At 73.5% G+C, this 10,173-nt stretch carries 12 protein-coding genes and 1 pseudogene; 6 read left to right on the plus strand and 7 right to left on the minus strand.

The annotated features are described in order from the left end of the window. Positions 1-20: 20 nt before the first annotated feature. From B5D80_RS26070 to B5D80_RS26080, 3 genes and pseudogenes are all read right to left on the minus strand, one after another. Positions 21-443 (minus strand): globin, encoded by a 423-nt coding sequence (locus B5D80_RS26070; protein ID WP_088646590.1) that lies wholly within the window; start codon positions 441-443, stop codon positions 21-23. 51 nt (positions 444-494) lie between these two features. After that, positions 495-1,862: an MFS transporter gene (locus B5D80_RS26075; RefSeq protein ID WP_088646591.1), complete on the minus strand. Its 1,368-nt coding sequence runs from the start codon at positions 1,860-1,862 to the stop codon at positions 495-497. A gap of 454 nt (positions 1,863-2,316) precedes the next feature. Beyond that, positions 2,317-3,360: pseudogene (locus tag B5D80_RS26080) on the minus strand (mechanosensitive ion channel family protein); the annotation flags it as partial. A 306-nt stretch (positions 3,361-3,666) separates the two neighbouring features. Here B5D80_RS26080 and B5D80_RS26085 point away from each other — a divergent pair. Further along, positions 3,667-4,212: an HNH endonuclease gene (locus B5D80_RS26085; RefSeq protein ID WP_088646592.1), complete on the plus strand. Its 546-nt coding sequence runs from the start codon at positions 3,667-3,669 to the stop codon at positions 4,210-4,212. Between the two features lie 60 nt (positions 4,213-4,272). Here B5D80_RS26085 and B5D80_RS26090 read toward each other — a convergent pair whose 3' ends face one another. The 3 genes from B5D80_RS26090 to B5D80_RS26100 all read right to left on the minus strand — a co-directional run bounded on the left by B5D80_RS26090 (position 4,273) and on the right by B5D80_RS26100 (position 6,219). Beyond that, entirely contained in the window at positions 4,273-5,097 is an 825-nt protein-coding gene (locus B5D80_RS26090; RefSeq protein ID WP_425437261.1) for a class F sortase, read from the minus strand. Positions 5,098-5,145: 48 nt separating this feature from the next. Beyond that, positions 5,146-5,670 carry a hypothetical protein gene (locus tag B5D80_RS26095; protein WP_245854988.1) on the minus strand — a complete coding sequence of 175 codons (525 nt, stop codon included), beginning with the start codon at positions 5,668-5,670 and terminating at the stop codon, positions 5,146-5,148. An 87-nt stretch (positions 5,671-5,757) separates the two neighbouring features. Beyond that, positions 5,758-6,219: an Lrp/AsnC family transcriptional regulator gene (locus tag B5D80_RS26100; protein ID WP_088646594.1), complete on the minus strand. Its 462-nt coding sequence runs from the start codon at positions 6,217-6,219 to the stop codon at positions 5,758-5,760. A 147-nt stretch (positions 6,220-6,366) separates the two neighbouring features. On the opposite strand from B5D80_RS26100, the gene B5D80_RS26105 reads away from it, so the two are divergent. Genes B5D80_RS26105 through B5D80_RS26115 form a run of 3 tightly spaced genes read left to right on the plus strand, consistent with a single transcriptional unit; the run spans position 6,367 to position 7,970 of the window. Beyond that, complete coding sequence (locus B5D80_RS26105) at positions 6,367-7,269, plus strand: tryptophan 2,3-dioxygenase (RefSeq protein ID WP_088646595.1); 903 nt, start codon at positions 6,367-6,369, stop codon at positions 7,267-7,269. A gap of 57 nt (positions 7,270-7,326) precedes the next feature. Next, positions 7,327-7,545, plus strand: a complete 219-nt coding sequence (locus B5D80_RS26110) for a type II toxin-antitoxin system VapB family antitoxin (protein ID WP_088646603.1) — start codon at positions 7,327-7,329, stop codon at positions 7,543-7,545. Continuing rightward, positions 7,542-7,970, plus strand: coding sequence for a PIN domain-containing protein (locus B5D80_RS26115; RefSeq protein ID WP_088646596.1), 429 nt, complete (start codon positions 7,542-7,544; stop codon positions 7,968-7,970). The genes B5D80_RS26110 and B5D80_RS26115 overlap by 4 nt, the downstream gene beginning before the upstream one ends. Positions 7,971-8,034: 64 nt before the next feature. On the opposite strand, the gene B5D80_RS26120 is transcribed toward B5D80_RS26115, so the two are convergent. Continuing rightward, positions 8,035-8,973, minus strand: a complete 939-nt coding sequence (locus B5D80_RS26120; protein ID WP_211291654.1) for a poly(ethylene terephthalate) hydrolase family protein — start codon at positions 8,971-8,973, stop codon at positions 8,035-8,037. A 388-nt stretch (positions 8,974-9,361) separates the two neighbouring features. On the opposite strand from B5D80_RS26120, the gene ctaJ reads away from it, so the two are divergent. Further along, entirely contained in the window at positions 9,362-9,664 is a 303-nt protein-coding gene (gene ctaJ / locus B5D80_RS26125; RefSeq protein WP_431886645.1) for an aa3-type cytochrome oxidase subunit CtaJ, read from the plus strand. Then, positions 9,651-10,064 (plus strand): DUF5130 family protein, encoded by a 414-nt coding sequence (locus B5D80_RS26130; protein ID WP_088646598.1) that lies wholly within the window; start codon positions 9,651-9,653, stop codon positions 10,062-10,064. The genes ctaJ and B5D80_RS26130 overlap by 14 nt, the downstream gene beginning before the upstream one ends. The last annotated feature ends 109 nt before the right edge of the window (positions 10,065-10,173 follow it).

Genomic DNA, 10,173 nt, shown 5'->3' on the forward strand with positions numbered 1-10,173 from the left:
GCGCCGTCGCGGCGGCCGGATCAGCCGACGGCCGGGTCCTCCATCACGTTGACCATGAAGTAGGCCGACCGCTCCAGGTAGTCCCAGAGGGTGGCGGCGGGCTCCGGCGGCAGGTCCAACTCGTCCACCGCCCGGCGCATGTGGCGCAGCCACGCGTCCCGCTCGGCCGGGCCGATCCGGAACGGCGCGTGCCGCATCCGCAGCCGGGGATGCCCCCGCTGGGCCGAGTAGGTGTTCGGGCCGCCCCAGTACTGCATCAGGAACAGCGTCATCCGCTCCGTGGCGGGCCCGAGGTCGCCCTCCGGGTACATCGGGCGCAGCAGCGGATCGTCGGCGATGCCGGCGTAGAACCGGTCGACCAGCCGCCGGAAGGTGGGCTCACCACCGACCGCGTCGAAGAAGGTCGTCGACGGAACGGGCCGGGGGTCGCCTGCGGAATCCACAGTTCCATCCTGCCAGGTACGGCGACGCCACGACCGCCGCCCACCGGCCGATCACATCACAGCGTGCCGCCGACCGGTCCGCTGTCCGGGCCGGGGCGTCGCCGACGCGGGCCGGTCGCCCACCGGCGACCCGGTGCCGGCGTTGGCCAGATCGGCGGCCTTCACCGCGGCGTCGACGGTCGCCCGGTCCGGCCAGCGCAGCGCGGTGAACAGCATCAACAGCACCCCGGCGGCGCTCCACACGCCGACCACCACCGGCACCGAGAACCGGTCGGCGAGCATGCCGGTGACCAGCACCGCACCACCCTGGATCACCTGGATGCCGGTGGCCATCACGCCGAAGGCACGGGCCCGGTAGCCGTTGGGCAGGGCCCGCACGAACAGACCGTTCGCCGTCGGGATCAGGCCGGCGACCGCGAAGCCGCAGGCCGCCGCGAGCAGGGCGACCACCACCGGAGGCGGGTTCAGCAGCGCCGGCACCAGGGCCAGCGGGGCGAGCACCGCCAGCGGTCGCATCAGGGTGAGCCGGCCGGCGGGCGTCACCAGCCGGCCGACCAGCAGGCCGCCGACGATGTACCCGACCGGGTTGGCCGCCATGATGACGGCCTGGGCGGCACCCGAGTCCAGGCCGTTGCCGGAGCGTTCGCCGGCCCACGCGGCGGCCAGGCCCTCCGGGACGATCGAGAACAGCATGGCGCTGAACACCAGCAGGCTGATCGCCCGCAGCACCGGCGTGCCGAAGACGATCCGGAACCCCTCGCCGGTCTCCCGCAGCAGGTGGGTCCGGTGCGCCGCGCTCAGCGTCGGCTCCCGGTCGTGCACGCCGAGCCGGACGAGCAGAGCGGACAGGCCGAAGGTGGCCGCGTTGAGCAGCAGCGCCGCCGTCGGGCTGACCGCGGCGACCGCCGCGCCGGCCAGGTAGCCGACCACCTGCGCGGCCTGGCTGGCGCTGGCGTTGAGCGACAGCCCGAGCACCAGCCGGTCGCCGGTGAGGATCGCCGGCAGCAACGCCGAGCGGGCCGCCTGGCTCGGCGGGTTGGCCAGGGTGGCGGCGAAGAGCAACGCGAGGATCGCCCAGACCGGCAGGCCGGGCAGCACGATCAGGACGGTCAGCAGCATCCGGATCACGTCGCAGGTCACCATCACCGGCCGGTGCCGGTACCGCTCGGCGAGCGCGGCGAGCAGCGGACCGCCGACCAGCCACGGCAGGTAGCTGACCGCGAACGCCGCGGCGGACAGGGCGACGGAGCGGCTCTCCTGGTAGACCAGCACGGTGACGGCGGCCTTGGCGACGTAGTCGCCGACCCAGGACAGGACACTGGCGGCGAAGACCGCCCGGAACTCCCCCTGCCCGAACACCTCGCGGAAGGTGGCCGGCCGGTCCGGGGCGGGTCGCTGGTCGGACACCGTCGCCTCCATCGTGCCCCGGCACCGGCCACTTGTGATGGCCCGGCGGGGCCCCGTCGTCAGATTCGCGGATCAGCGATGACGTGATCACGCTCCCGGGAACGCGTGCACCGGATTCTGCCCGATCGTCTGACAACTGACTAGGGCGAACGGATTGATCGTCGCATCCCCGACTGAACGAACGGACGATACCCGAGGGGCCGCCCGGCGCGCGAGCCCGACCATCGGGCCGGGCCGCGCTGGTGATGAGCTGCGGTTTCAGCTACCCCCGACCCCGCCCGACACCCGTGCCGCCGGCGTCCGCCGGGGCGTCCGGGGCCGCCGGACCGGTCGTGCCCGTCGGGGCTGCCTGACCCGACGGGGCGGTCGGACCGGGGACGGCGGAGGTGCCGGCGTCCGCCGGGGCCGTCGGACCGGAGGCGGCAGGGGCCGCCGGGGCGGTCAGGCCGGACAGGCCGGAGGCGGCGGGGACACCGGCGGTGGTCCCCGTGGTCATGCCGACCGGCGGCAGCCCCGGATAGAGCCGGGCCGCCGCGATCCGCGCGGTGATGCCCGAGTTCTCCAACGCCTCGGCGAGCCGGCGGCGCAGCTCCCGGCCGACCGCGAACTGGCCGTCCGCCGTGGTCTTGACCACCGTACGGATCACCGCGCCGTCGACGGTCATCTGCTCCACCCCGAGCACCTCGGGCGGCTCCACGATGTCGGCGGACAGCTCCGGGTCCACCGCCACCGAGGCGGCGGCCGTCCGCAGCACCGCGTTGGCCTCCTCGGTGCCGGCGAACCCGATCGGCAGGTCGACCACGACCAGCGCCCAGCCCTGGCTCTTGTTGCCCACCCGGATGATCTCGCCGTTGCGGATGTACCAGAGCACCCCGCGGCCGTCGCGGACCGTGGTGACCCGCAGCCCCACCGACTCGACCACCCCGGTCGCCTCGCCCAGGTCGACCGTGTCGCCGACGCCGTACTGGTCCTCGATCAGCATGAACAGCCCGGCGATCAGGTCCTTCACCAGGCTCTGCGCGCCGAAACCGAGCGCCACCCCGGCGATGCCGGCGCTGGCCAGCAGCGGGGCCAGGTCGAAGCTGAACTCGCGCAGGATCATCAGCAGCGCGATGCCGAAGACGAACGCGGTGACCATGCTGCGCAGCACCGAACCGATCGCCTCGGCGCGTTGGCGACGCCGCTCGGGGACGAACTCGGTCGGGTCGAGCGTGGCGGTGGGCACCCGCTCGCGCAGCGGACGCAGCAGGGTGGGCACCGCACCGTCGGTGGTGGTCCGGACCAGCCGGTTGATCGTCCGGTGCAGCGCCCAGCGGGCCACGAACGCCAGCAGCAGGATCAGCACCACCCGCAGCGGCTTGAGCAGGATCCAGTAGCTGCCCTCGGCGAACCAGGCCGACCCGGTCACCCGGTACAGGTACTCGCAGGAGGTGCTGCCCAGACAGTCGGCACCCGAACTGTCCCCGGAACCCGGGCTGCCGCTCGGGGTCGGGCTCGGGGCGGCGGACAGGACGACGGACGACAGGCTGACGACGCTCACCCTGTCTTCGTACCGCAGGGGGCCGGACGGCCGACGGCCGACCCACCACGCCCGCCGGGCCCGTGACCGTACGGTGCCGAACCGGACATCTTCCTACACCGTGCGGAGGGTTCCGCGGGTACCCCGGATTAGTACGTGCATTACGGGGTCCGATCAGGGACGATTGGCGTCAACGGACGACGGTGATCCCGCCGGAGCCGGTCGTGGCCCTCGGCTGCCCGGGGGTCGACCGGCGCTGCCAGCGGTGGGAGCGGCTGGACCGGGAGGGTGAGCACGATGCCTGACATACGACCCACGGTGGGCTCCGGCGCGCTGGTCCTCAACGCCACCTACGAGCCGCTGTGTGTCGTGTCCGTGCGTCGGGCCGCGATCCTGGTGCTCTCCGCCAAGGCCGTCTGTGTCGCCGACGGCGACGGCATCCTGCACAGCGCCCACGACGCGCTCCCCGTCCCCTCCGTGGTGCGGCTGACCCGGTTCGTCCGGGTGCCCTACCGCACCCACGTCGGGCTCTCCCGCCGGGCGATCTTCGCCCGCGACGGCAACCGCTGCGCCTACTGCCGGGGTCCGGCCGAGACCATCGACCACGTCTTCCCGCGCAGCCGGGGTGGCCGGCACGCCTGGGAGAACGTGGTCGCGGCGTGCGCCCGGTGCAACCACACCAAGGGCGACAAGACCCCGGCCGAGCTGGGCTGGCGGCTGCACTGCCTGCCGGCGGCCCCGAAGGGCACCGCCTGGCGGGTGCTCGGCCACCGCGCGCCCGACCCACGCTGGGCGGACTGGCTCGACCTGCGGGAACCGCTGCGCGAGGCCGAAGCCGCCTGACCGCCGCGCGAAGTCGAAGCCGCCCGTCGTCGGGTGTGCCCGGGGCCGCGACGACGCGGGTCAGCGGGCCCGGACCAGGGTGGCGTACACCACGACGTTGTCGGCGTAGCCGGTCCCGCCGCCGACCCAGCGCCCGCCGCAGGTGATCAGCCGCAGGTTGGGGCGGCTGAAGTCGCCGAAGATCTCGTCGACCGGCAACCGTTCCTTGCCGTACCGCTGCACCTGGTCGACGGTGAACACGGCGACCCTGCGATCGGCGCGGGTCACCTCGATCTCGTCGCCGTCGCGCAGTTCCCGCAGCCCGTGGAAGACCGCCGGGCCGGTGGTGGTGTCCACGTGCCCGACGATCACCGCCGGGCCGTACTGGCCGGGGGTGGGGCCCTGGTCGTACCAGCCGGCCTCCTGGGCGCGGGCGGTGGCCGGGACGTCGATGCTGCCGTCCGGGGCGATGCCGACCTGGTGCACCGGGGCCCGTACGTCGATCCGGGAGATGGCGATCTGGGTCGGCGGGCTGCCCGACAACACCGGGAACCGCTTCGGCGGCGGGCGCAGGCCGGCGACGAACCGGTCCGGCAGGACGCTGAGCCCGGTGACCCGCTCCACCCCGAGCATCGCCACGATCAGCAGCATCACCGCGGCGACCGCCAGCACCGGCAGGCCCGGCCCGGACCCGGCGAACCGGCCGCCGAACGCCGGCCCCCGGGGCACCGGGCGTACCGGACGGGCCTGGGTGACCGGGTCGGCGGTGGTCACGCTGGCGGAGAACGCCTGGCCGGCGACCCGGCGGAAACGCCGGGCGGCGTGGCGGGTGCGGGCGGCGATCCGGCGGGCGGCGTGCCGGCTGCCGGCGGCGACCCGGACGGTACGCCGGGCCGCTGCCCGCAACCGGTGGCCGGCCGGCCGGGAACGGGTGCGGGCCATGACGACAGGTGGTCAGGCACCGGGCCGGGTCCGTCGGCGGTTGCCGCCGAAGACGCCGAGCCCGGCCGCCACGGCCACCACGGCCAGGCCACCGACCAGCAGCAGCGAACCGCTGCCCCGGTCGCCCGCCGTCCCGCCGCCGCCGGTGGCCGGGCCCTTGCTCGGCTGGGCCATGTTCAGCACGGTCAGCATGGTCGAGGCGGTGTTGCCGTTGGCGCACCGCAGGTCGACCGGGTAGTCCCCGGGCTGCTTGTTGCCCGGGACGGTGACCGCACCGGTGAGGAAGCCGTTGTCGGGCCGCAGCACCACCCGCCCGAAGGCGTCCGAGTGCACGGTGGCCTGCTGGTTGTTGGCGTTGTCGCAACTCGCCCGGACGTTGACCCGGGTGCCGGCCTGCGCGGTGTTCGGCGTGACCTCGACGAAGGTGTTCTCCCCGGCGCGCGCCGGGGCGGCCGCGGCCAGCACGAACACCCCGACCAGGGTGAGCATCGCCAGCACGGCGTGGACGGCACGACGGTGCAGAGTGAGCCCCCGCATGATTCCCCCCTCCCGGCGACGGTTCGCCGGAATCCTGCGACGGGTGTGCGGGGCTGCATTCCCGCTGGCCCGGGGGCAAACCCGGACTCAGGCCCGCCCGGGGTCGGCGGCGGGCGGCAGTGGCGTGACCGGATGCCACTGCAACGGGCTGGAGAGCACCATCGTGCTGGACGGCTGCCCGTACGGGGCGAGTCGGTCGATCACCGCCTCGAACTGCCCGATCGAGCCGGCGGCGACCTTGAGCATGCTGCACGCGTCCCCGGTGATCCGGTGGATCTCCTGGATCTCCGGCCAGTCGACGACGTTCGGGTCGTGCAGGATGCACCGCGGGCCGTAACAGGACATCCGGATCAGCGCCACCACCCCCCGGCCGGCGCGGGCCAGGTCGACGTGCGCGTGGTAGCCGGTGACCACGCCGGACTCCTCCAGCCGGCGGACCCGTTCGGCGACCGCCGGTGGGGACAGGTGCACCCGCCGGGACAGTTCGCTGTACGACAGCCGCGCGTCGGCCTGCAACTCGCGGAGCAGGGCCCAGTCCATCTCGTCCACGCACCGACCTTATCTTCGGCAGGTGGTACCGCCGAAGTGCCTTTCGTTCGTGAAGTGAGAGCCGGGCAGCGCCGTCGAAGCGGCATTCCACCACGCGTGCGTACCGGGAGATCATGTCGGGACAGCCGAACCGGAGGAGGCGAGACGGTGGAACAGACGGACCTGCGGGCGAACACCCCGAACCCGGCGGTGCGCCCGGCCACCCCGCAGCAGCGCCGGGCCCGCGCCGCCCGCAACGGCGGCGAGCCCACCCTGGAGTTCGCCGACCGGACGCCCTACGACGCGTACGTGCACGCCAGCACCCTGCACACCCTCCAACAGCCGCTGAGCAGCGACCCGGGCGAGATGTCCTTCCTGATGGTCAGCCAGATCATGGAGCTGTACTTCGGGCTGACCTGCCACGAACTGCGCCAGGCCCAGCGTGACCTGCGGGCCGACCGGGTGTGGGCGGCGCTCGCCCCGCTGCGCCGGGCCGCCCTGCACCTGGAGGGGCTCAACGCCGCCTGGCGCGGGTTGCGCTGGATGACCCCGGCCGACTTCAACCGGTTCCGCAACCTGCTCGGCGAGGGTTCCGGCTTCCAGTCCGCGATGTACCGGCAACTGGAGTTCCTGCTCGGGCTGCGCGACCCGGCGCTGATCCGCCCCTTCCGCCGCCAACCCCGGGTGTACGACGACCTGCACGCCGTGCTGGCCGCGCCGAGCCTCTGGGACGACGTGGTCGCCCTGCTCGGCCGGTACGGGCACGAACTGCCCGCCGAACTGCGCGACCGGGACGTCACCGTCGAGCACCTGCCGCACCCCAGGGTCGAGGCGGCCTGGGTGGCGGTCTACGACGACGACGGGCCGGACAACCACCTGCGGCAGCTCGGCGACGCGCTGGCCGACGTGGCCGAGCAGTTCGGCGACTGGCGGTGGAACCACGTCAAGGCCGTGCAGCGCACCATGGGCGCCAAGGTGGGCAGCGGCGGGTCGGCGGGGCTGGCCTGGTTGCAGCGCAGCATGTCCCGGGTGGTCTTCCCCGAACTGTGGTCGGCCCGTACCGCGATGTGACCCGCCGATGACCGACAGTTCTTATATATGGCCCGCTCGGGGGTATATCATCTGCCGATGAAAACTGTCATCGATCTCGACGATGAACTGCTCGAACGGGCCCGCCTCGAACTGGGCACCAAGAGCAAGAAGGACACCATCCATGCTGCGCTCCGGCTGGTGGCGGAGCGTAGCGAGCGGCTGGAGGCCGTTCGCGAACTCCTCGCGATCGACCGCGACTGGACGGGTCTGCTCGAAGACGACAAGACACCCCGGGGCACCCGGGACGCGGCGTGACCACACCGGTCGGTCTGTACCTGATCGACACGTCCGCCTGGGGACGCCTGCGCCAGCCGCCCGTCGGCAAGCGCATCGCGGCGCTCCTGGTGGAACGGCTGGCGGCCACCTGTCTGCCGCTCGACCTCGAAGACGGACGGAGCGCCCGCGATTTCCGGGACGCGATGGCGATGCGGGCCCGCCGGACGGAACTGATGATCGATCTGCCGATCACTCCGGCCGTCGCCACCCGGGCACGTGATCTGCAACTGGCGTTGACGGCCCGTGGGCACCACCGGGCGGCCAGCCCGGTGGACGTCGTGGTGGCGGCTGCCGCCGCCGAGTACTCCGCCACCGTGCTCCACTACGACCGTGACTTCGACCTGCTCGCCGAGGTCGGCGGTCCGCGCTCGGAGTGGGTGGCGCCCCCGGGCACGCTGTCCTGATCCGCCGTGCCCCATGGGTGCGGCCCCGCCGCCGGGTGGGGCGACGGGACCGGCCGGTGCGCGGTCAGGAGTGCGGGCAGGTGTCCCGGTACTCCTCGATCGCGCTGCCCCGGGGCGCGGGGCAGAGGAACTGCTCGTAGCGGGTGTCGTCGTCGACGAACCGCTTCAGCCAGGAGATGCTGTACTTCGCCACGGTGACGTTGGGCGAGGTCGGCGCGGAGTGGCCGGCCGCGTTCAACTCCAGGTACGCCTTGTCCAGGCTCGCCGGCAGGCTGGTGTAGAACGGCTCCGAGTGCGACGCCACCGGGGCGGTCGAGTCGTTCTCCGCGCCGATCACCAGTGTGGGAACCCGTACCGACGACCAGTTCTTGACGGTGTGCCAGCCGGTGAGCGGGATGGCGGCCTGCAACGCGGGCCTGGTGTTCGCCGCCGACAGGCTGCCGCCGCCGCCCATCGAGTGCCCCATCACCGCCAGCCGGGTGCGGTCGATCCGGGTCCGCACCGCGCTGCTGCCGGTCAGGTAGTCCAGGGCGGCGAGCAGTTGGGTGCCCCGGGAGGCCGGCTGGTCGTACACGGAGAGGGTGTCGATGGTGATCACCACGAAGCCCTGCGAGGCCAGCCGGGGGCCGAGCCAGGCGACGCTGGACTGGCTGGCGGTGTAGCCGGGGGAGACCGCCACCGCGCCGAAGGTGCCCTCGGCGGTGCTGGTCGGGTAGTAGATCGTGCCACCCCGGAAACCGCTCACGGCGGACGCCGCGACGGTGCTCTGGGCGATGGCGAACGGCCCCCGGGTGGCCTCGATGCTGGCCGTCGTCGGGGCGGGGCCCCGCTCGTAGGGGTTGGCGGCGACCGCCGTGACCGTCCGGCCGCCGGCGGGTGCGGCGGTCGCGCCGGGTGCGGCGACCGTGCTGCCGCCGACCAGGGCGAGCACGAGCAGCGGACGGGTGACCAGTCGGGGCCAGGGCCGGCGGGACCGGGTGGGGTGGGGGTGGAGGGCGGGCACGGGTTGCACGGGGGCTCCCTGCGGGTGGGGTGGACCGGAATCGATCGAAAACGTCCGATCGGTACGGGCCATCCTCCGGGTCCCGGCACCGAGACCGGCAATCCCGGCCGGGTCATGTCAGCGGAATATGGGGCGGACGCCACACCCGTGCCGGTCGTGTCGTCCCGGCGCGATCGGGTGCCGAACCGGCAGGATGGGACCGGGTGACCCGACTCGTCGCCACCGTGGGGCCGCTGGAACACTGGAGTGACAGGTGGGATCGGCACCCCGCAGGCTCGCGGGGCGTCGGCTCCGCTAACGTGAATGGCAGCGGAGTCGGGAGCCGGTGTCACGATCGTCCACCCGACCCGGAAGCTCTGGTCTCTCTTACCGCCTGGGGGCGTTGGGATTGTCTGTCACTGACACGTTGCTGATCTTCGTCGGCATCCCGGCGGCGGTGGTGCTGGTGATCGTCGGGCTGGTCTTCGCCGCCAACCACGGCAGCGGCGGCGGCGCCAAGCGCTACCGGCCGGGCCGACGCTTCGACTTCACGCCGGTCTGGTTCCTGGGCCGCCCGGAGCAGTTGGCCGACTCGGCCGGCACCGCCCTGGCCGCCGGTGCCCAGGCGCCGGCGCTGACCAGCCACAAGCAGCAGCAGGCCGGCATCGAGGCGCCGGCCGGTGGAACCGGAGGCGCAAGTGACCGTTGGTGAGCAGGTCGACCAGACCGGCACGGGCACCCCGCCCGAGGTGCTGGACGGGCCGTTCTCGACCCGGCAACTGCTGCGCATCGACGAGGCGCTGCGCCTGGCCGACCAGGGCAGCGGCCTGGTCTTCTCGGTCTACGTCGGCGGCCTCGACGAACCCGTCCGGGAGCACGCCGAGCGGCTGCACCGCCAGCTCGCCGAGCCGGACAAGTCGGTGCTGATCGCCGTGTCGCCCAACCAGCGCCAGCTGGAGGTCGTCACCGGCCGGTATGCCCGCAAGCGCATCCCCGACACGTACGTCAAGCTGGCCGCGCTGTCCATGGTGGCGTCCTTCGGCGGCGGGGACCTGGCCGGCGGCATCATCCAGGGCCTCGACCAGCTCGCCAGCCACGCCGGCCGGGCCTGAGCCCCGCCGCCCGTCCCGACCCGTCCGGAGCCCGGCCCGCACCACGCGGACCGGGCTCCGTCGCGTCCACGGGTTCCCGGCGTGCACCGGCACCGCCCGCGCCGGGCCG

It is taken from the genome of Micromonospora wenchangensis (genome assembly GCF_002210435.1).
Taxonomy (GTDB): Bacteria; Actinomycetota; Actinomycetes; order Mycobacteriales; family Micromonosporaceae; genus Micromonospora; species Micromonospora wenchangensis.